Annotated in this window: 19 protein-coding genes; 8 read left to right on the forward strand and 11 right to left on the reverse strand. The window is 34.2% G+C overall.

The window, feature by feature from the left end; genetic code table 11:
- Window positions 1–108 precede the first annotated feature (108 nt).
- Window positions 109–813 carry a helix-turn-helix transcriptional regulator gene (locus tag PSR14_RS15735; RefSeq protein ID WP_001103828.1) on the reverse strand — a complete coding sequence of 235 codons (705 nt, stop codon included), beginning with the start codon at window positions 811–813 and terminating at the stop codon, window positions 109–111.
- A gap of 69 nt (window positions 814–882) precedes the next feature.
- Here PSR14_RS15735 and PSR14_RS15740 point away from each other — a divergent pair, with 69 nt between their 5' ends.
- Window positions 883–1,353 (forward strand): DinB family protein, encoded by a 471-nt coding sequence (locus tag PSR14_RS15740; RefSeq protein WP_000991268.1) that lies wholly within the window; start codon window positions 883–885, stop codon window positions 1,351–1,353.
- A gap of 141 nt (window positions 1,354–1,494) precedes the next feature.
- Window positions 1,495–1,854 carry a DUF4440 domain-containing protein gene (locus tag PSR14_RS15745; protein WP_098487303.1) on the forward strand — a complete coding sequence of 120 codons (360 nt, stop codon included), beginning with the start codon at window positions 1,495–1,497 and terminating at the stop codon, window positions 1,852–1,854.
- A gap of 137 nt (window positions 1,855–1,991) precedes the next feature.
- Here PSR14_RS15745 and PSR14_RS15750 read toward each other — a convergent pair whose 3' ends face one another.
- The 4 genes from PSR14_RS15750 to PSR14_RS15765 form a co-directional block, all read right to left on the reverse strand.
- Window positions 1,992–3,140 (reverse strand): acyl-CoA dehydrogenase family protein, encoded by a 1,149-nt coding sequence (locus tag PSR14_RS15750; RefSeq protein WP_046199437.1) that lies wholly within the window; start codon window positions 3,138–3,140, stop codon window positions 1,992–1,994.
- 152 nt (window positions 3,141–3,292) lie between these two features.
- Complete coding sequence (locus tag PSR14_RS15755) at window positions 3,293–3,925, reverse strand: YdcF family protein (protein WP_000662214.1); 633 nt, start codon at window positions 3,923–3,925, stop codon at window positions 3,293–3,295.
- Window positions 3,926–4,255: 330 nt separating this feature from the next.
- Window positions 4,256–4,843, reverse strand: a complete 588-nt coding sequence (locus tag PSR14_RS15760) for a GNAT family N-acetyltransferase (RefSeq protein WP_000402574.1) — start codon at window positions 4,841–4,843, stop codon at window positions 4,256–4,258.
- 608 nt (window positions 4,844–5,451) lie between these two features.
- On the reverse strand, window positions 5,452–6,780 hold the full coding sequence (locus PSR14_RS15765) for a YjiH family protein (protein ID WP_001289404.1): 1,329 nt from the start codon (window positions 6,778–6,780) through the stop codon (window positions 5,452–5,454).
- 158 nt (window positions 6,781–6,938) lie between these two features.
- On the opposite strand from PSR14_RS15765, the gene PSR14_RS15770 reads away from it, so the two are divergent.
- Window positions 6,939–7,094, forward strand: coding sequence for a hypothetical protein (locus tag PSR14_RS15770; protein WP_002170213.1), 156 nt, complete (start codon window positions 6,939–6,941; stop codon window positions 7,092–7,094).
- Between the two features lie 44 nt (window positions 7,095–7,138).
- Here PSR14_RS15770 and PSR14_RS15775 read toward each other — a convergent pair whose 3' ends face one another.
- On the reverse strand, window positions 7,139–7,636 hold the full coding sequence (locus PSR14_RS15775) for a GNAT family N-acetyltransferase (RefSeq protein ID WP_000417624.1): 498 nt from the start codon (window positions 7,634–7,636) through the stop codon (window positions 7,139–7,141).
- Between the two features lie 157 nt (window positions 7,637–7,793).
- Window positions 7,794–8,975, reverse strand: coding sequence for a YhgE/Pip domain-containing protein (locus PSR14_RS15780; protein ID WP_098487305.1), 1,182 nt, complete (start codon window positions 8,973–8,975; stop codon window positions 7,794–7,796).
- A 171-nt stretch (window positions 8,976–9,146) separates the two neighbouring features.
- Between PSR14_RS15780 and PSR14_RS15785 the strand changes: the two genes are divergently transcribed.
- Window positions 9,147–9,764, forward strand: coding sequence for a TetR/AcrR family transcriptional regulator (locus PSR14_RS15785; RefSeq protein WP_001205689.1), 618 nt, complete (start codon window positions 9,147–9,149; stop codon window positions 9,762–9,764).
- Window positions 9,765–9,820: 56 nt separating this feature from the next.
- Here PSR14_RS15785 and ppsA read toward each other — a convergent pair whose 3' ends face one another.
- Window positions 9,821–12,427, reverse strand: a complete 2,607-nt coding sequence (ppsA, locus tag PSR14_RS15790) for a phosphoenolpyruvate synthase (protein WP_098487306.1) — start codon at window positions 12,425–12,427, stop codon at window positions 9,821–9,823.
- Between the two features lie 446 nt (window positions 12,428–12,873).
- Between ppsA and PSR14_RS15795 the strand changes: the two genes are divergently transcribed.
- On the forward strand, window positions 12,874–13,536 hold the full coding sequence (locus tag PSR14_RS15795; RefSeq protein WP_098487307.1) for a DUF1796 family putative cysteine peptidase: 663 nt from the start codon (window positions 12,874–12,876) through the stop codon (window positions 13,534–13,536).
- A gap of 193 nt (window positions 13,537–13,729) precedes the next feature.
- The gene (locus PSR14_RS15800) at window positions 13,730–14,587 is read left to right on the forward strand and encodes an MBL fold metallo-hydrolase (RefSeq protein ID WP_098487308.1); all 858 of its coding nucleotides are present in this window, start codon (window positions 13,730–13,732) and stop codon (window positions 14,585–14,587) included.
- Between the two features lie 475 nt (window positions 14,588–15,062).
- Here PSR14_RS15800 and PSR14_RS15805 read toward each other — a convergent pair whose 3' ends face one another.
- The 3 genes from PSR14_RS15805 to cotF form a co-directional block, all read right to left on the reverse strand.
- Complete coding sequence (locus PSR14_RS15805) at window positions 15,063–15,860, reverse strand: cytochrome c oxidase assembly protein (RefSeq protein ID WP_073541528.1); 798 nt, start codon at window positions 15,858–15,860, stop codon at window positions 15,063–15,065.
- Entirely contained in the window at window positions 15,850–16,356 is a 507-nt protein-coding gene (locus tag PSR14_RS15810) for a DUF2243 domain-containing protein (RefSeq protein WP_000247605.1), read from the reverse strand. Before PSR14_RS15810 ends, PSR14_RS15805 begins: the two co-directional genes overlap by 11 nt.
- A 344-nt stretch (window positions 16,357–16,700) precedes the next feature.
- On the reverse strand, window positions 16,701–17,183 hold the full coding sequence (cotF, locus tag PSR14_RS15815) for a spore coat protein CotF (protein WP_000121380.1): 483 nt from the start codon (window positions 17,181–17,183) through the stop codon (window positions 16,701–16,703).
- 519 nt (window positions 17,184–17,702) lie between these two features.
- On the opposite strand from cotF, the gene PSR14_RS15820 reads away from it, so the two are divergent.
- Together PSR14_RS15820 and PSR14_RS15825 are read left to right on the forward strand one after the other, a co-directional pair.
- Complete coding sequence (locus tag PSR14_RS15820; protein WP_073541527.1) at window positions 17,703–18,461, forward strand: YqcI/YcgG family protein; 759 nt, start codon at window positions 17,703–17,705, stop codon at window positions 18,459–18,461.
- A 91-nt stretch (window positions 18,462–18,552) separates the two neighbouring features.
- The gene (locus PSR14_RS15825; RefSeq protein WP_000510853.1) at window positions 18,553–19,179 is read left to right on the forward strand and encodes a LysE family transporter; all 627 of its coding nucleotides are present in this window, start codon (window positions 18,553–18,555) and stop codon (window positions 19,177–19,179) included.
- Window positions 19,180–19,182: the final 3 nt, after the last annotated feature.

Raw genomic sequence — 19,182 nt, forward strand, 5'->3', positions numbered from 1 at the left:
CTAATCTCTTTCCGTAAAGCAAGTGAGGTTAATTTGTCGTGCGCAAATATCACTAAAGATTTTTAAAAGAAATGAAATAACCTGAGTCTACATTTGTATAGACTCAGGTTATTTCATTTCTTTATTTTCCATGTCAATGCCTAATTCGTCTTTCAAGAACTTCATACCTTTTCTTGTAAGATGGACAGCCCGATTCTTATCCGTTTTTGTAATCCATTCCTGTTCAAAAAATAGTTTTGCTATTGCAGATCCTAACCAACCAGAAATATGGTAGCGTCGTTCACTCCAATCAAGACAAGGTTTTGCAAATATTCTTCTCTTTATATTTGCCGTTTCAATATTTATTCCAAAATTCAGAAACCATCGCTTACCTTGTTCCGTTACAATGTATTCTCCTTTCTCTAAAATGATAAATTCCTTATCTAATAATTTTTCGGTTATCTCTACACCGAGTCTACCTGCAAGATGATCGTAACAAGTTCGAGCATAACGAATTTGTTTTAGTTGATCTGATTGTTTTAAAGACCGAACTTGAACTGTTGGTGCGATTGTTCCTAACTTTTCAAGAACCTCTGCTACCTCTTGATTAGCAAGTCGATAGTAACGATGTCTACCATGTTGTTCAACTTTAAGTAGATTCCCCTCTACTAATTTAGAAAGATGAGAACTAATTGTTGGATGTGACACCTTTGCCATATAAGCTAATTCGCTAGCAGGTAGTGCCTGATTATTCATTAAACACTCTAAGATAATTGCTCTTGTAGGTTCAGCAATAAGTTTAGCTATATATGAGATATTCGGATATACATTCATATTTCGATGATACCCTAACTATTAAATTGATACAATTATTTTAAATTTAACAGTAAAGGAGAATGTATTATGAATGCAATTGATCTTAGTATATTAAATTTGAAAGAAACGAGAAGGCGCTCAGAAAAATTATGGAATTCTCTTCCCGATAATTTTCTTAATTGGAAGCCTGATCACGAGGCTATGTCCTTTGGTGAAATGATTCGTCACGTATGGACCTCAACTTTTTACTATCATATGATTTTAAAAAACAACGGCTCAATAAACGACATACATATCCCGTATGATGACGAGCCAATTACTTGTGTTAAAAAAGAAATTGAATTAGCACAATCATGTTTTGCCGATTTCATAGAATATGTTCAATCAATAAGCATAGCAGAGCTAGATGCAAGACTTATTGATCGAAGCGATGTTGGCTATCAACGATATTTAGGCGATATGCTATTACGAATTGCCTATCATGATGCGGTCCATGCAGGTCAATTTTTACAATATTTACGCATGGTAGATTTGGAAAGACCTTTAATTTGGGATTAAATATAACAAATGTTTACAAAGCTTCCAAACTGGCATTATAATAATACGCAACCAATTATCTAACTAGTCAAAATTCTTTTCGTTAGTTAAAAAGAGCAGTTTTTAGTTGTTGTACGATAATTAATATATGGGGATGATCACGTGAAAAAGCACTCTGAATTAAAAAAGCATTTATGTGAACTGGAAGAAAAACTATCAGAACCTAAAACTCGTACAAATCCAGCAGAACTGGACAAATTACTTGCAGACGACTTTTTCGAGTTTGGAAGTTCGGGAAACGTTTGGTATAAGAAGGATTCTGTTGGTGGAGACGGACTTAGTGTGAGAGAAATGACTCTTTCTAATTTTGAAATATACCCTTTATCGAAGGATACTGTATTGGCAACATATCGTGTAAGAGATGAAACTAGAATGCAGAATACTTTGCGAAGCTCCATTTGGAAACTGATAGAGGGAAGATGGCAAATGTTTTTCCATCAAGGAACACTTACAAAATCATGATAACCATTTATATTAAAACGCGTGCTTTTTAAACTAGTATATCCAACGAATAAAAAGCACGCGTTCGATTACTAATCAAACACGTGCTTTCAAAACAACTATATTGTACTTAAATAATAAAGTTCAAGCTAAAAAAACTACGACCGAAACGCTGCATCCGCCAACATAGATAGTGTTGCATCATCCATCGGCGGATTGTGTAGTCCTGCTCTAACGTTTAAATAGTAACGATGAAGCGGATTTTTTTCTGATAAACTTTTTGCTCCTACGATGCGCATTGATTTATCCACTATCGATATCGCCGCATTTGTTACGGCGTATTTCACTGCCGCTAATTCTGCTTGCAGTGACAGTTTATCTTCTGCCTCATCGTATTTTTTCGCAATTTGATATAAAAAGACGCGAGCTTGCATAAGCTCGAGTTCTAATTCTCCAACTAATCTTCTAACATTCGGTAATAAACTAATAGAATGGTTTAAACTATTTGGTTTGTATGATCCCGCAAACTGAACTGCATAATTTCTTGCTGATTGTGCAATTCCTAAATAACATGCTGGTATATGTAGCAACCAGCCAATACCCTTTTGTTTCACTTTCCCGCCTTTTACATCCGTAAAAAAGCGGTTGTCTATCTCTACATTTTGTAAGACAAGGTCGTGGCTAGCAGTCCCTCGCATTGCAACGCTATCCCACGTTTCTTCAATGGATACACCGATTGTATTTCTTGGAATGACAAACTCACCAACTTCTTCTTTGCCCTCCATACTTGCTGAAATAATAAAATAATCAAGTACTGGCGCCATCGTTGTAAAAGTTTTCCTTCCATTTATAACCCACTTCTCGCCTTGTTGAACCGCTATTGTTTCTGGTTTACCACCACGCGTCGGGCTCCCTGTTTTCGGTTCTGTTGCTGCCCTATTAAAGAGCGCCCCATTTCGCACTTCTTCGCAAAACCATTTAAACATCTCATCATTCCAAGAGCGATTTTCCGCTAGTTCTTTCACAATGCCAAGATGCCAGCCAATCGATAATGCAGTAGCCCCGCAGCCTTCCGCAATTTTCTCTTGAAATAGAACGAAGTCATATAAAGAAATCGCACTACCACCAAATTCCTTCGGTAACGTTAATTTCGTATATCCGATATGTTTCAAATCATTTATATTTTCATACGGAAATGATCCTAATTCACTTAGTTGATGCTCCCTTTCCATGAACTTCGGAATCAATTTATTTATTTGTTCAATAATGAAAGATTGTTTTTCTGTTTCAACAAATGAGAGTGCCATACTATAATCTCCTTTATGTTCGATTCATAAACCGTTCATTTTGTCATTATGATTATATGAAGCTACCTCTCTATTGTTTCACTATTCCGATAAAAATACAATGTTTTTGACTAATAAGAAAAGTTCCTATTTAAAGATAGGTTCTTTTCTTATTAGTCTCCCTTCAATGCCTTTAATGGCAACGAGGTTACATATCCAATATACGAGAATAATTCTTTAAAGAAGAATGGTATTTCTGTATCTAACGTTTTATATGCTGATGTCGGCGTTGGTGAAGCATACGCTTCAATATTAATATGTTTTGCGATTCTCATTGCGCGTTTCATATGAAGTGGATCACTTACAATCGTGTATGTGCGTATGCCGTTCTCTACTCCAACTTCCTTCGCATTCTTTAAGTTTTCTTCAGTGAAAAGGGATTTTGTTTCAATTAAAATATCTTCGTCTTTTACACCTTGTTTCATTGCATATACTCTTGCAGTACGAGCTTCCTCAAGTTCGGCCTCGAACTTTGTACCACCTGTAAAAATAATCTTTTTAATATTTCCGTTCTTATATAAAGAAATCGCATGATTAATTCTTTCTTTAAATACAGGAGATGGTTTTCCGTTCCATGAAGCTGCTCCTAGTACAATACCAGCATCCGTTTTTACGTCATCATTTGCTTTAAAACGATAACTCCAAATATCGTAAGCTGCATAACTTACATATAAAATAGCAGAACAAATCATTAGTAAAAATACTTGAAAGATTCGCCTTTTCTTACTCTTCTTATTTTCTTTCATTTGTAATTGCCTCCGTACATCATCCATACTTCTATAAAAAAACATTTATATCAAATCGTTTTGTTTGAGTTTATTTAAAAGAAGGAACTTTACTTGTTATTTATGTATAAAAGGGTTTTCATTTAAAATTGAGGATTATCAATTCATTTTCATTTGCGGTTTTCATTACATGTTTTAAATTCATAAGTTTATTACCATACAACTACATTGTAACGAATTTTTTCTCAGAAGGGAACGATGAAACAAAAGGAATTAAAATAAAGTAGCATTTTGTAAGAAAAAAGGTATATTTTTCATGCCTTACGAACAATATACCTTTCAAAACACGAATTATAGCTTTTCTTTATACAACTCTAATTTTTCTAACAATTGTTCTTTCACGTCTGGCCATTCACTTGAGATAATACTGTACACAACTGCATCTCTCACATAACCATTCGGTAATTTTCTTTCATTTCTAAGCACACCCTCTTTTACTGCGCCTAACCTTTCAATTGCTCGTTGTGCTTTTTCATTTCTTGCATCCGTCTTAATTTGTACCCTGAGCATATGGAGTTTTTCAAAAGCATACTGGAGAAGCATATACTTACACTCTGTATTTATACTCGTACGCTGGACACTTGGATGATACCACGTTTGTCCTAACTCGACTGTTTTATCTTCTACCGAAATATTATATAGACGTGTACTTCCTACAATCTTATTCGTCTGTTGATCCACTACAACGAAAGGTATTTGCGTACCTTTTCCATAACCTTGTATCGCTTTTTGAACATATTGCTGCATATCTTGCACACTATCCATTTTAGAGATTAAATACGCCCAAATTTCCCGATTTCCTTCTACAATCGAAAACAAAGTTTCGACATCATTACCATCCATTAACCGTAGCTTTGCTCTTTCGTGAATGATTTCCATTTGTAAGCCCCCTTTTTCTTACTATATCACAGAAATAAACATTTAATTATATAGATATTAAAACATTAACACTAACTTTTAAATGCACTTAAAATTCAAGTTTTAATACCTTCTTACATAATAATCCGTAAAAGCCTGTAACAAATACCGTGTCCATCCCATTATATCAAGCTACATTTATATTGGTTTCATTTCATGTAAGGTTTTTCTTTTTCTAAAGGTCTAGTGTGCATTATTGAAAGATTTGCACACCAAAAACGCTATTATTTCTACAAAAAGATTATTTTTTCAATTTGGTAGTATGGATAATTCTGGATTACACCCGAAAAATACTATATAATAATAAAGTGAAAGTTTTACAGTTAATTCATATGGGTAAATGGGAGGATATAAAAATGCTAGATCAAATTACTTGGGGAACGCCAGGCAGCTTATTATGCTTAGGATTCTTTTTTGCAGGATTAGGAATTTTCTTAAGAAGTATTACGTCATATTCGAAAAACAAATAAAACATCAAAACAGTGTACATTTTAAAGTATTTACTTGATAAAAACACTAAACAAAAGAATCCTTTTATAAAAGGATTCTTTTTTATACTTTTCCCCTTTTTAAAGTAACAAATAAGCAATCGGCGTAATGATAAGCAACGTTAATATCGTTCTTTGTACGTACAGAATAATAAGTTCTGATACTTTTAACGGAATATCTGTCGATAAAATACATGGGATGGATGCTGAGAAAAACAATATAGATGATACCGAAACAACCGCAATGACAAACTTTGTCACAAGTGGTGCACTAACTACTAATAATGATGGTAAAAACATTTCCGCAATACCGACGGATGCCGCTTTAGCAGCTAAGTCTGCTTCTGGCAGTTGTAAAGCCCATGTAAAAGGATAAAAAATATAGCTGACCCAATCAAATATTGGTGTGAACTTCGCTAAGACAATACCAATTAACCCTACAGACATAATAGATGGTAAAATTCCCATCGTCATGATAAAACCGTCTTTTAAGTTCACTGCAATATTTTTTATAATACTCGGTGCAGATTTCGATACTTCTAGCGCATCTTCCCAAGCACGCTCTAGCATTTTCTCCTTATAAACGGGCTCTGGGAACCCTTCTTCTGTTACATATGTATCTGGTTTTCTACTAAGGGGTGGAAGTCTTACGGTGATAGCAGTTACGATGAATGTTACAACGAGAGTCGTCCAAAAATAAACATTCCATAAATGCATGATGTCTAATGTTTTTGCGATGATGATCATAAATGTTGCGGATACTGTAGAAAATCCTGTAGCGATAATGGCCGCTTCTTTTGTCGTATATTTTCCTTCTTTATATACGCGATTCGTAATTAATAAAGCCAGTGAATAACTTCCCACAAAGGATGCAACCGCATCAATTGCTGATCGTCCAGGTGTTTTCCATAACGGCCTCATAATCGGACGGCAAAACGTACCGATAAATTCAAGTAATCCATACCCGACTAATAATGCTAAAAAAGCCGAACCAATCGGAACGAGTAAACTTACCGATATTACTAGTTTCTCATACAAAAACGGCCCAACATCTGGCGCAAAGAACCAAGCTGGCCCTACTTTCAAACAATATAATACACCGAAAACGACGCCAACCACTTTTAAAATCGAAAAGCAAATATCTACGATAGATGTATTCCATTTTTTCGTATAAAACGGATAAATTGCACCCATTACCATAACGAGTAGTGCGTAATAAGGTACGGCGCTCGGGACCGAAGCTCTAATCCACGACACGATATGATCAATCATTATGGAAGAAGCACCGTTTATCGTAACCGGTACGAAAAACATAAACACCCCAACGAGACTAGCAAGTATAAACCGAAGAATGATGCTCTTCTCACTCCCTGTCTTAATTACATTCCTTTTTAATTCAATTTCACTCAAAATTCGACACCCCTATTTATCTAAATATTCTGTATAATTATATTGAATTCCTTCTTTCATATTCAAATATGTAAACAGATTTTAGACATCGATTGTTTTATCTGAATAAATCAATTAAAATAACCATAATAAGGATATTTCAAAGGGGCATATAAACTATGAAAAAAATAAATATTAATCATGAAAAAACATTGCTCAAAAAGAAAATTGTAAAAAAAACTCAACTGCAAGCTGCTAGAGGTCTTGGATATCTAGCTGCCCAAGTAGTTAACTTAAAAATAAATCAAGTTTTAAAAGACAGTGAGAAGAAATAAGAAAAAGCGTAGAAATTCCTACGCTTTTTCTTATTTCTTTTCAACTATATTATGCTCTTCTGAAACATACTATGTCCATCCGTACTACCGACATATTCAAAACCACATCGCTTATAGAAATCATTCAACGTAACATTATGCCCTACACAATCTAGTTTTAACAACTCTTTGTCATGTTGTACATTCTCTTCTATCCACCGTAACATCCATTCTCCGATTCCGTTCCCCTTATACTTCCGATTCACCGCAAATCTATGAATATATAATGAATTAGAAACTTCCTCTTTACCAAAAATATATTCATCCCATTCATTTTGTTTAGGAGATACTGTAACTGTACCGATAATTTCATCTTCTTTCGTAACCACATATGTATATTTCTCTCTTATACCTTCTAATATTTCAGCCGTAGCTTCTCCTCCTAAAAGGTACTGCCACTGGTCCACTTCTTTATGTTGTAGCCATTGTGCTACTTCTTTTAATAGAGTAATAATGTTATCGCTTTCCTCTTCAGTAGCGGTTCGAATTGTATATTTCTCCATATTTCCGTTCCCCTTTCCTATGCTTACTTCGCTCTTTATTAATTTTCATTTTATACATTATACCAAAATTAATTACTGCACTTTTAAATTTATCTATTTGATAACTTGTATCCATCACAAAAAAAACGCTTCACTCATAGTGAAACGTTTTTATCTTTTATGCCTGTAATTCCGTTTTATGTCCCCTTACTACACTACGTTTTAAAGCAGTCGCTAAAATAATAACGATACTTACCGCACCAATCCAAATAAGCACAATAACAGGTGTACTCCAGCTTAACCCTTTTCCGAAGAAGAATATTTCTCTAAGTCCTTCAATCATAAATCGCATCGGCAACCATGTATACACCCAGTCTTGGTAAAATGGAGACAACATTTCAGGCGCTAATGATAATAACGGTGCACCAAAGAATAGTAAGAGAGCAAATATACTGATTCCCTTTAGTCCGACTATTGAAAGTACCGCCGATATCATTAAGAAAAAACTAAAGGACGTAATAGTTAAAAACAGTGCCGTATCAGTGAAATTTGAAATATTTAGTCCTACCATTCCATCCGCAATCCATGTAATACCGAACCCAATGACAAATGCTGCGACAGCCCCTGTTATGATTTGTTTTAGTTTTAATATGAAGTTTTCTTTTCTTGTACCTACTGGCATTTTACTTATCGCAATAAAGATAATTGCTGCGCTCGCTAAACTTGCAATCCATAACGGTTGGAATAAAGAAATTGGCGAGTTACCGTTCGCACTGTTTTTGCCAATTTCATTTACATTCGTTACTTTCTTTGCAATCGGTGTGACTACATTTGAAACTTGATCTGCTGTTAACGTAACTCCTTTTTCTTTATATCCTTCTAATAGTTGCGCGCGAACAGTATTGTTCATATTATCAACTATACCATTTAACATTTGCCCTGCCATAGTTGATGCTGCTGTATTCATTCCTTGATTTATAAATATTTCTACCTCTGGCGAAGATGGCTGTGTTGTTCGTAATGATGATTGTTTTGCGCTAAAGTCTTTCGGAATGACTAATGCTGCGTAATACTCTTGATTATTTAAGCCTTTTTGAACTGCTTCTTTATTGTTCACTTCTATCCACTTCACCGCAGGTTCTTCTTCTGATTTTGATGTCTTTTTCATATTATCAACAATTGTTTGCCCCATATTCATCTTCGGTTGATCCGGAATTTCTACTCCTTGATCCTCATTTACAATTGCGATTGGCAAGTTTTTCGGCTGAGGTTGAACGGTTGGAAATAACGTTAATGAAAAAATAAAAACAACAAGTAGGGCAATAACTGGTGATAATAATAAAAGTTTATTTTTAAACATTTTCTTTTCTCCTCCTTACATTTGATTTATAATAACCAACAACGTGTTGTTTATTTATATTTTGAATTATATGTTCGAGTTGAACCTTATACAATAATCAAAAATCGTGAATGTGTCGGTTATAAGACACATTTTCTAAATGTGTTCAGTAAAATTAAGGAGGGACATGCTTTGCGCGATAGTAATTTAGATTTACGTGTTGTTCGTACGAAAACTGCCATACGAAATGCATTGGTGGAATTAATTGAGGACAAAGGTTTTGACGCCATTACAGTGAAAGATATTACAACGAAAGCAAACATTAATCGCGGTACTTTCTATACGCACTATCAAGATAAATTTGATTTAATGACAAAATGCCAAGAAGACATTATGTATGAGTTTTCTAGCATTGCAAAAAAGAGATTCCCAGAAGTGATTGCGGATCTCGGATCGAATCCTTCTCCAACAATGCCGTTTCTACTTATCACTTCTATTCTTGAATTTCTAAATGAAAATAGTGATTTTATGAAAGCTGTATTAAGCCCAAAAGGAGATTTATCTTTTCAAACAAAGTTGAAAGACTTTATGTGGAAAACATTATTTGAAGATACGAATGGTGCTCTCATTAATAAGGAAAATTTACTTGTTCCAAGCCAATATTTAGCTTCTTATATGGCATCTGCTCATATTGGTGTCATTCAGCAATGGTTAAATAGTGGCCAAAAAGAAACACCAGAGGAAATTGCTCGTATTTTATCAACAATCGCAGTTCATGGACCTTTTTATGCAGCTGGCTTAAAGAAGTGAGTTATTGCAAAATAAAAAGATCATCCACTATTTATAGCGGATGATCTTTTACTTCATTACAACACTTCAATATACCCTTCTGTTCCATGTACTCGTATTCGTTGCCCATCTTTTATTAATTTCGTAGCGTTCTCTACTCCAACGACTGCCGGTAATCCATATTCCCGTGCAATAACCGCCCCGTGAGTCATAAGTCCGCCGACTTCAGTGACTAGTCCTTTTATAGATACAAATAATGGTGTCCAGCCAGGGTCAGTAAACGCCGTAACTAATATATCTCCCTCTTCTAAATTCGCATCTTCCATGTTTAAAATAACGCGAGCTCTCCCCTCAACTAATCCAGAAGAAACAGGCAGACCTGCAATCGCGTCAGCTGGGAGGTTTTCTCGTTTATATTTACCTGTAATGATTTCTCCATCAGACGTCATTATACGAGGAGGCGTTAGTTTTTCATATAATTTATAATCATTTTTTTGTTTATGAATAAGCTCATAATTTAGTTTCTTCGTGCGAACAACTTCGTGAAGCTCTTCAAAAGTTAAATAGTATATATCATCAACTTCATGAATGACACCGCTCTGCACAAGTTGCTCAGCTTCTTTTAGTAACGCCTGCTTATATATGAAATAACGATTAATCATACCGTATTTCGGATATTCACGATAGCCGATAAAATTACGGATATTGCGAATCATTCGCTTCGTTTCTTCTACTTTTTGTTTTCCATCCGGCAATTGCTGCAATCGATCTACTAACTCTTCTTCTTTTTTCAAAGCTTCTTGCAGTCCTTCTTCAAATTTCCGTTTACTTGCACCATATTCAAAATCTCTTATATTATTTAAAATCATCGGGATAATGGTTGTTGGCTTCTCACTCCAGCGCGTTTTCGTAATGTCGATTTCTCCGCTACATCTCATTCCGTATTTATTTAGAAAAGCATCTATTGCCTCTCGAGCTTTTTCTCCGCCTTTAAACTGAACGAGTTCATCTAAAAAGCTATCATTTTCTACATGTTGTAAATACGCAATAACTTCTTCGTACGGCCGAATCACATCAGCAACTTCCATTAATGCTAAACCCATTTCCGACGTAATATTATTTTGCACCGATTGAGAAAGGGTGTCCGCTGCATTCTTTTCGCCCAGCCATTGCTCCATTTTTTCATTGATCCATGTTGAAGCATTCATACCTGCCATAATAACTGCTATACTTTGCGGATTAAACAATACTTTCTTTAATTGCTGAATATCTTCCAAAATAAAATCAAGTACGTCCACTCCTGATTTCAGTTGCATAGTTTCTTTTAACTCTTCAAGTGATGCTTCACTATTCTTTATTAATTCCGTAACGATTGCTGGATCATTTTCGATTTCTGGTCGCGAACTTACTGGTGGCTTACTTTTACTAGCACTCTTTTCCGTTTCTTCATCCGGTAACAATGTAATAAAATTATCTCGCTCGACTACAGTCGTTAATGCATCTCTTATGAGCGGATCTGATTTTCCTAACGTATTTATTAAGTAATCTCTGCTAGCAGGTGAAGCTAATTGTTGCGTAGCATCAACAAACAGCCGTCCTCCCGCTTTGCGCATTGGGGCACTTGTCGTTAACAGGAAAAAAGATAACCCTAATGGTTTCATCGCATCGGTCATCATTTGTTGGTGACCAACTGATATATATACATGATTTCCCCCATCATTTTCTTCCGGAATTGGATATAAAGTCGTTATCGGCCTGCTTTGAACAATATAAAATGTATTACGGGCTAAACACCATTCAATATCTTGCGGACAGCCAAAATAAGCTTCTATCTGTCTTCCGATCTGTTCTAGTTGTAATATTTGTCGTTCAGACAATGTTTGAATCTTTTGCTGAGCTGAATCAATTTGTTTCGTCTCTGTTCCGCCCTCTTTTACAGCATAAATAGCTAATTTTTTAGTCGCTATCATCGTTTCAGTAATTTTACCTTCTTTTACTTTATAATTATCGGCAGAGACCAGTCCTGATACTAACGCCTCACCAAGTCCAAAACTGGCATCAATTGATAGCACCTTTCGGTTAGAAGTAACCGGATCAGCCGTAAATAGAATGCCCGAAGCCTGCGGGAAAACCATTTTTTGAACGACAACACATATAGAAACTTGATTATGTTCAAAACCATTTTGCATACGGTACATGACTGCTCGCTCTGTAAATAAAGAAGCCCAGCACTTTCTTACATGCTGTAAAATCGCTTCTTTTCCGATAATATTTAAATACGTATCTTGTTGACCTGCAAACGAGGCATACGGTAAATCTTCAGCCGTAGCACTAGAACGCACGGCATACGCGTGTTCATTTCCAAAACGTGAGAGATACTGAGTTACTGCTTCCACTACATCAGTAGGGATTTGTACTGCCATAATGACTTCTCTAATTTCCTTACTCATTTCACCAATTTGAGCTCGGTCTTCAAGTTCCAACTTGGTCAGCTGCTGCAACAAAGTTGGAAGCTCTTCATTTTGCTCGATAGCTTTTTCATATCCTACCGTTGTCACACAAAATCCTTCTGGCACCTGTATACCTTGAATGTTAGATAACTCCCCTAAATTCAACCCTTTTCCGCCGACGAGTGAAAGCTGCCCCTTTTCTATTTCCTGAAAATCGAGAACGAAAGAACTCATATAACATCTCTCCTTACTATGCATGTGTTCTTGATTGTAGCAGAAGTAAATGAGAAGAAACAGTCTATTTCGAATTTGATTTACATGATATAATTAAGTTAGGAAGAGATTAAATAATGCCCTAGTTGCATAATGAAGCAACTAGGGCTTCTTATTTCCTCTCAATTTTAAATGACAATTTGTTCACAACTAACTTCAATGTATTTCTGTTTTCCCCCTTTATTATAGGAACGCCATGAATTATCACTCACAATTCTTACCTCAACAAATGGTACATAACTCGAAATACGCCTTAGTTTAACCTCCTGTGAGCCTTTTCACAGGAGGTTTTATACATACATATATTATTTATAATTAACTCGTTCTCCTATTTTTCAAAAGCATATTTTGTGTCATAATAACGCTTTTTAGAATTTATATATACCTTCTAATTTTTCTAAAAAAGGATGATTGTATTGGAAATGAAAAAGCTTCAAGGAATGTATGATGATGTTATTAGTTTAGGGGAAAATTGTTATACTGCTATTCATCTAAAAAAATATAAGCTGCGGAAATATTCAGGTCCTCTAGATTGGTTTGTATCACCGAATCTTTCTTCTATCAACACATTATTGAAAAATAATTTCGTAGACTTTATGGATTTAAAAAACATGCAATCAATGCCGGAGCAAAATATTGTGTTTAATGATGGCGTGATACAACCTGTTTTTTCTCATATTATAAAAGATACAAAATATAACGTAACATCTTATCATGATTTCCCTGTTATTCCGAATGAAGATTGGTTCATCACATACCATGATTTCAAACAAAAATTAGATCAAAGAATTGATAACCTTTACGCAAGAATGCATAATTCACAATCCATTTTATTTGTTAGATGGGGCGGAAGCTTGACTGAAGCGCTTGAATTACAAACCGTTTTATCAAATATTGTTAAAAATAATTTTAAGATCCTTTTACTCTATCCAACAGGACTTGAAAATGAAATAAACAAATTAGAATGGGCGCTTGATCATGTTTTTCCCGTTCAAGTTTCAAGTAATTATCAAAATAAAAGAACTTGGTATGTCCTCTTAAAAGATATACACTTAAACTCAAAAAAATAATATAAACTACGACTTTAAAATCAATATTCTTTGTTTACATTTTATATAAATTGACATATCTCTCCCTTAATTCTAAGACTAAGTTATTGTTTTTTGTAATCCCCCACTCATTCTTTTCTCAAATGCTCCAAAATGGATTTTCAAAATTAGGGAACTATAATGTCATATTGGAATAAGTTAAGGGGGAGAAAAATTGGACAATGAAATGAATTATGGAAGTGATTACAAGTTTATTCCGGCAACTTCAATTGAAAGTGGTCATGGCATTGAAGTATTGCCTGATTTATTTTGTTACACGATTCAAATCGTCAACATCTGTTTTGTTGGACATCCCAAGAGCAATGATTTTGTTTTAGTTGATGCTGGAATGCCTAAATGTGCAAATGAAATTATCTCTGTCACTGAGACGCGATTTGGTACAAATAGTCGCCCAAAAGCAATTATTTTAACTCACGGGCATTTTGATCATGTTGGTGGAATAATTGAACTCATTAAGTATTGGGATATTCCAGTCTATGCCCATCAAATGGAGATACCGTTCCTGACTGGACTACAAGGCTATCCTGAACCAGATCCAACAGTTGAAGGTGGTATGGTAGCGAAAATGTCGCCTCTGTTCCCTAATGAACCGATTGATTTAGGAAATAGCGTAAAAGTACTACCTGCAGATGGAACTGTTCCTCATATGCCAGAGTTTAGATGGGTGCATACACCAGGACACACTCCAGGTCATATTTCATTATTCCGAGAAAAAGACCGAACTTTAATTGCTGGGGACGCTTTTATTACAGTGAAGCAAGAATATCTATATAAGGTAATTACTCAGGAACAGGAAATAAGCGGTCCGCCTCGTTATTTAACAACAGACTGGAACGCTGCTAAAGAATCCGTTATTAAATTAGAAAAATTAAAGCCTCTAGTCACTGTTACTGGACATGGGATACCTATGTCAGGTGAATTGCTATCAACAAGCCTCAACACACTCGTTAAGGAATTTGATAAAATTGCTGTACCTGATTACGGAAAATATGTAGATAAAAAGGCACATTAAGCACAAAAACTTTGGTTTTTATATTAAAGAATTAACATATGATACAAAATTAACACGTCAAAAAATATTAAGTTTAATATGAAAATACACTGTACTTAATTAACATCTCTATCCTAAGAATAGAACTACCCTTTTGGAATAAAAATCGATCTTTTACACACACTATTTATAATAAAGTCTGCTTCTTACCCAGGCTTTATTTCTTACCATTAAAGAGCAGTTATAATAAATAACTGCTCTTTTTAATTTCATAGTATAAGCTTACATTTTTTGTTCATACTATATTTAACCATGATATAGTTATACTCCTTAAATTCATGGATGTAATTTTCTCGCTGCAGTTAGCTTTTGCTAGCTGCTTTTTATTTATAAATTTTAAAAATGAAAATAAAATACTGATTTTTATCAAAGTTTCTTTTAAGTACAGTATGACCAAATTGCATTTCAAAGTTTTTAATTTCAAAAAATCTAATAATTACCATGCACTTAATACATTATTACCTTTTGTTCTCGATCTGCTGCCCCTAGACCATTGCAAACAAAGTATAAAAATTAGAACAATATCAATGAAATCCCCACCATAATACATCAGCACGCCCCCGATTTCAGCTTGTTCAGTAACTACACCAGCAGGCGGATGAGCATATATGTATTTTGATAATATCCCATGACCAGCTGATGCAGCTATTAAAATTATTGACCGGTACATATAACTATATCTATGGGATATTGGATCAATATAAATTATTGATGTGGTAAACAGATATCCTGCAATAAAAACGTGGAAATGTATGAACAAATGAAGAAGTATACTTTTGTGCATCATCGAGTATAAATTAGTAGTATAGAGAATCCATAGCCCTCCTAGATTAAGCAAGGTTGCGATAATGGGATGAGTAAGGATTTGTAGCGGCTTACTCTTTAATACACTTGAAAGACGTCGCGCTGCTTTCACATTGAGCGTTCGTAAAAAAAGAGTCATCGGAGCTGCTAATGCTATAAAAATTGGAGCAAGCATCCCAAGGAGTAAATGCACAAGCATATGCACTGTGAAGTCATTATGAGCACGATAAGCTAATGGCCCAACAACTGCTATTGCCGCACAAATAAGTCCTAAAACCCAGAAGACACTTCGATATAACGGCCATCGTTTGTAATGGCGATTTGATAAAATCGTGGCTACTATATAAATGATTAACATAATTAAAATGAATACGAATAGTAAAATATCCAGTGCATTCCATATTTCATGATGAAGATGGTTATTGTTCATTTAAGCTTTTACCTCTCAATAATCTTTCATCAGTTCTTGTCTGAAAAACTAGCAGAATGCCAAATAAGAGCATTACAGTCGCAATTATATTCCATATTACATCGTAGATAAGAACATTCTCTACATATCGAATCTGGTGTATTTTCATTAGTTTATGTTGAATTATACCGTCATATAATTGAAACCCACCACTACCAAGCATTAATCCGCTCCACCACCTTTTCAACCAAAATGCATCTCTACGACGAAGATCAGCAACTATGAACAAGGAACCAATCGTTGCAAACCAACTAAAAGCATGAAAAAGACCATCTGAAATGAGTCCAATATCTGTTGTAGATTTATCATAGAAATGGTGCCAATGCAGCAGTTGATGAAAAATAGTTTCATCTATAAAAGCTACTAATCCTAGTCCAAACAAGATACCTGACCATAGATTACGGGTCAAATAAACAGAAGAGGTTAAATAGCTTGTATTTTCAGTTTTGTTTACCATTAAACCCCATCCTTTCCACTAATGTATATTATTATTTTCCCCAAAAGAAAAAAGTGCTAAACATACTTAGCGCCAAAGGAAACTAATGTTCAGTTAGAAATATTATATAGATACTTATTCTCTAAGCATATTTAATATTTGATGACAACTCACTAAAATAACTTTAAGGGGTTCACAGATTCTAAAGTAGCGTTAGTATAATTTCTTTAATATTTTCGAATCAATCTATATTTTTAGCTTTTAATCAATTTATTAACAATGGAAATTACCATTTAGTCTTAACTATTTGATTTTCTATAAATAAACTATAGTTTTCCTCTAAAGATAATTTCCATATCTTCATTTTAATATTGCATTTGTATTGCCTTTTGCACATTTTGAATATCATTTTTTAATAGTTGTTTTAAATCGTAAGCTGGATAGTAACCACGTTCGTACATAAAGTTAAAAACCTGCGCATGTAATTGTATAGCACCATTTATTTGACGAGTTAAAACTTCTCTCAGTCGGGGTGTTGCAGTTTCGGTAATCGCGATTGCATAATTTCGAACAGATGTCTTTGCTAATCCAAGTAAATCTCCAGCGTAAAATCCAGTGTCATCACGATGCTGCTGCGATTGAAATCCAGGAGCATACGGATAAAACTGTACTAACTCTTGCAGATTGTTTTGGATGACATTTATAGCTTTAATATATAACGATTGAAGTGCTTGATCAGGTACATTTCTAACTGACTTTTTTAATTTGATTAAGCCGTTCGCTTGGAATGCTACTAATTCATGTAAATCCAATGTTTCATGCCAAGCTAACTGATTAGGATAAGACATGTATGTTCCCCCTTAATATTCACTCATGCTACATTATGCAAAAAAATTCAAAAAGGGCCTATACTACATGAATTCATTTCAATCTAATTCATGATTACTTTGCATCCTTCTATGTTAATCACAATAAAGTATCCTTAATTCCTCTTCCCTAATTTTTTATATCCTTAATTTTGATTTTCAAAATGACTTCCTCGCCTTTACAATCTATAAATTTAATTTTTTCTTCCTTAAAAATCTCCATCATAATACATCCCTTCTTGTTTCGTTATAAACCATATTAGTTAGAAAATATAAATGTGAACATTGTACCTACATATTCCTTATATATTTTTCAAATTTTATAGCTACTTAAAATTTATACGTTATTAAAGATCAACTATTAAAGTAACTACATTGAAGGGGATTCTTTATTAAATCATTTTATTTTTATAGATTAAAAAATAATTATTCTATCCGTGTTAGTCACCTATTCTTAAATAATTAATAGGTTATATATTATGACCTAGGAGGGATAAAAAGATGACTATACTTTATGATAAAGACTCTTTACAAAAACATATTATTAACCTTCCACATTGGCAACAAGAAGCTTTCTGTTCTTTTAAATTAAAAATGACAGATAAAAATAAACCTTTTCCTTGTATCCCGGCTCAACACGGCTTTACAGCGAATCACCTCCGTTACGGATTCATTGGTGATCCTAGAGATACGAATACTAGCGAGGACTTTGCTACATTACTTAAAGAATATACTGAATGTTCTAGAGATACAGGTCAATATGCCTCACTTATTGTTTTTATTCATACACCAATAGATTTAATGAGAGAAACTACAGTTAAAGATTTTGAACATATGTATTGGTCTCTACTTAATACAACTAGTTGTTTGGACGAGATGGAATGGCCTACGCATATCCCCAATGACCCTATGGAAAATACTTGGGAATTTTGCTTTCATAATGAATCATATTTCGTCTACTGTGCTACACCTGCCCATGTCAATAGACAAAGTAGACATTTTTCATGTATGATGCTTGCTTTAACTCCTAGGTGGGTTTTACAGGGAATTATGAATTCTGAGAAACGCAGTAGAAAACTAAAAAACTTAATACGTCAACGTCTAGCCGCTTATGACAAAGCCCCTATTCACCCTTCTCTTAAAGATTATGGTGAAAAAGATAATTATGAATGGCAACAATATTTTTTACGTGATGATGAAACAATTCCATCCAAGTGTCCGTTTTCTCGAATCATAAAATACTTGCATAAAAATAAGTAATCCACTCTACTTTTTATTATTTAGTTGTACAAACTTTAACCACTGAATAGATTTAATATAGATTAAATTTAGTGGGAGGAGCATATCATACGTGGGCATATTTTTAAGCTATGTTTTTTTAGGTTTATCATTATCTGCTCCAATGGGACCTATAAATGCTGCGCAGCTAGAAAAAGGTATTAGGAGTGGTTTTTTTCATGCTTGGATCCTTGGTATAGGAGCCTTACTTGCAGATGTTATCTACATGGCACTTATTTATTTAGGTGTCATTCATTTCCTCGAAAAAGATATTATCAAACTTTTCTTATGGTCTTTCGGCGCTTTTGTTTTAATCTATACAGGCATTGAAAGTGTAAAAAATGCGAATCAAATTAGCATTAGTAATACTAGAAATGATGATTCAATTATTAAAAGCTTTTTTTCTGGTTTTTTTATGTCTTTATCGAATCCATTAACAATTCTATTTTGGCTTGGAATTTTCGGCTCTATATTAGCAAAAGCCGCTTCTTCCTATAATAAAGAGCAGCTTTTGTTATATAGCTTTGGTACTATTTTAGGTATTTTTATTTGGGATATTACGATGGCAAGTACTTCTAGTATATTTCGTAAAATTTTAAATACGCGTATATTATCTCTTATAACAGTAATATCTGGAATATCACTTATTATTTATGGATTATATTTTGGTTTTCAAACTTACCAAATCATTTTTCAATAACTT

It is taken from the genome of Bacillus sp. A01H (assembly GCF_045277205.1).
Classification (GTDB): Bacteria; Bacillota; Bacilli; order Bacillales; family Bacillaceae_G; genus Bacillus_A; species Bacillus_A paranthracis.

Coding starts and splice junctions, on each gene's coding strand:
- PSR14_RS15805 (WP_073541528.1), bottom strand. CDS start 15,860: ATGAACAATAACCATCTTCATCATGAAATATGGAATGCACTGGATATT.
- PSR14_RS15810 (WP_000247605.1), bottom strand. CDS start 16,356: ATGGTAAACAAAACTGAAAATACAAGCTATTTAACCTCTTCTGTTTAT.
- PSR14_RS15740 (WP_000991268.1), top strand. CDS start 883: ATGAATGCAATTGATCTTAGTATATTAAATTTGAAAGAAACGAGAAGG.
- PSR14_RS15760 (WP_000402574.1), bottom strand. CDS start 4,843: ATGGAAATCATTCACGAAAGAGCAAAGCTACGGTTAATGGATGGTAAT.
- PSR14_RS15770 (WP_002170213.1), top strand. CDS start 6,939: ATGAAAAAAATAAATATTAATCATGAAAAAACATTGCTCAAAAAGAAA.
- PSR14_RS15795 (WP_098487307.1), top strand. CDS start 12,874: ATGATTGTATTGGAAATGAAAAAGCTTCAAGGAATGTATGATGATGTT.
- ppsA (WP_098487306.1), bottom strand. CDS start 12,427: ATGAGTTCTTTCGTTCTCGATTTTCAGGAAATAGAAAAGGGGCAGCTT.
- cotF (WP_000121380.1), bottom strand. CDS start 17,183: ATGTCTTATCCTAATCAGTTAGCTTGGCATGAAACATTGGATTTACAT.
- PSR14_RS15780 (WP_098487305.1), bottom strand. CDS start 8,975: ATGTTTAAAAATAAACTTTTATTATTATCACCAGTTATTGCCCTACTT.
- PSR14_RS15755 (WP_000662214.1), bottom strand. CDS start 3,925: ATGAAAGAAAATAAGAAGAGTAAGAAAAGGCGAATCTTTCAAGTATTT.
- PSR14_RS15735 (WP_001103828.1), bottom strand. CDS start 813: ATGAATGTATATCCGAATATCTCATATATAGCTAAACTTATTGCTGAA.
- PSR14_RS15775 (WP_000417624.1), bottom strand. CDS start 7,636: ATGGAGAAATATACAATTCGAACCGCTACTGAAGAGGAAAGCGATAAC.
- PSR14_RS15820 (WP_073541527.1), top strand. CDS start 17,703: ATGACTATACTTTATGATAAAGACTCTTTACAAAAACATATTATTAAC.
- PSR14_RS15750 (WP_046199437.1), bottom strand. CDS start 3,140: ATGGCACTCTCATTTGTTGAAACAGAAAAACAATCTTTCATTATTGAA.